The sequence below is a fragment of the Luoshenia tenuis genome (assembly GCF_014384745.1).
Lineage (GTDB): Bacteria > Bacillota > Clostridia > Christensenellales.
On sequence record NZ_JACRSO010000008.1, the window covers coordinates 1 to 1,806 of the forward strand.

1 rRNA gene is annotated in these 1,806 nt (G+C 54.3%); it reads left to right on the forward strand.

The features are described 5' to 3' along the window. The first annotated feature begins 79 nt into the window (after positions 1–79). Positions 80–1,617, forward strand: a 16S ribosomal RNA gene (locus H8699_RS12385). Positions 1,618–1,806: the final 189 nt, after the last annotated feature.

Here is a 1,806-nt window from a genome sequence, read left to right on the forward strand (position 1 = left end):
AAGCGGAAACGGAGAGGACTTTGAGTAAGAGCCAAAGAGCAGGGGGTAGGAAACGAAGCCCTGCTTGAATAAAAGGATTAAATTGAAGAGTTTGATCCTGGCTCAGGACGAACGCTGGCGGCGTGCTTAACACATGCAAGTCGAACGGGAGAGGATGAGGAAATGCTTCGGCATGGAGACATCTGATCTAGTGGCGGACGGGTGAGTAACGCGTGAGCAACCTGTCCTGCACAGGGGGATAACACTGAGAAATCAGTGCTAATACCGCATGAGACCACAGTATCACATGGTACAGGGGTCAAAGGAGAAATCCGGTGCAGGGTGGGCTCGCGTCCCATTAGCTAGTTGGTAGGGTAAAGGCCTACCAAGGCGACGATGGGTAGCCGGACTGAGAGGTTGGCCGGCCACACTGGGACTGAGACACGGCCCAGACTCCTACGGGAGGCAGCAGTGGGGAATATTGGGCAATGGGCGAAAGCCTGACCCAGCAACGCCGCGTGAAGGAAGAAGGTCTTTGGATTGTAAACTTTTGTCCTATGGGAAGAAGGAAGTGACGGTACCATGGGAGGAAGCCCCGGCTAACTACGTGCCAGCAGCCGCGGTAATACGTAGGGGGCGAGCGTTGTCCGGAATTACTGGGCGTAAAGGGCGCGCAGGCGGCCGATCAAGTTAGATGTGAAATACCCGGGCTTAACCTGGGAACTGCATTTAAAACTGGTTGGCTAGGAGTGCAGGAGAGGGAAGCGGAATTCCTAGTGTAGCGGTGAAATGCGTAGATATTAGGAGGAACACCAGTGGCGAAGGCGGCTTTCTGGACTGTAACTGACGCTGAGGCGCGAAAGCGTGGGGAGCGAACAGGATTAGATACCCTGGTAGTCCACGCTGTAAACGATGAATACTAGGTGTAGGGGGTATCGACCCCCCCTGTGCCGGAGCAAACGCAATAAGTATTCCGCCTGGGGAGTACGGCCGCAAGGTTGAAACTCAAAGGAATTGACGGGGGCCCGCACAAGCAGCGGAGCATGTGGTTTAATTCGAAGCAACGCGAAGAACCTTACCAGGTCTTGACATCCCTCGAAGTGCATAGAGATATGTACGTCCTTCGGGACGAGGAGACAGGTGGTGCATGGTTGTCGTCAGCTCGTGTCGTGAGATGTTGGGTTAAGTCCCGCAACGAGCGCAACCCCTACAGTTAGTTACCAGCGGGTAAAGCCGGGGACTCTAACAGGACTGCCGTGGATAACACGGAGGAAGGTGGGGACGACGTCAAATCATCATGCTCCTTATGACCTGGGCTACACACGTGCTACAATGGCCGGTACAAAGAGAAGCGAGACCGTAAGGTGGAGCGGATCTCAAAAAACCGGTCCCAGTTCGGATTGTGGGCTGCAACCCGCCCACATGAAGTTGGAGTTGCTAGTAATCGCGAATCAGCATGTCGCGGTGAATGCGTTCCCGGGCCTTGTACACACCGCCCGTCACACCATGGGAGTTGGGAGCGCCCGAAGTCGTTGAGGTAACCCGCAAGGGAGCCAGGCGCCGAAGGTGAGACCGATAACTGGGGTGAAGTCGTAACAAGGTAGCCGTATCGGAAGGTGCGGCTGGATCACCTCCTTTCTAGGGAGAAGATGGGAGACGAGGGATCGTCTTTCAAACTCCGGTCGAACGTATCTATTAGGATACGGAAAAAGAGGAAAAGAAATTAAGGCTTAAAGGAGAAGGCCTCGGAAGAGGAAGCTGAGAAGAAAGCGGAAGAACGGGAGATATTTCGTGTCTGACCTGTGCAGTTTTGAAGGGTCTTAAGAG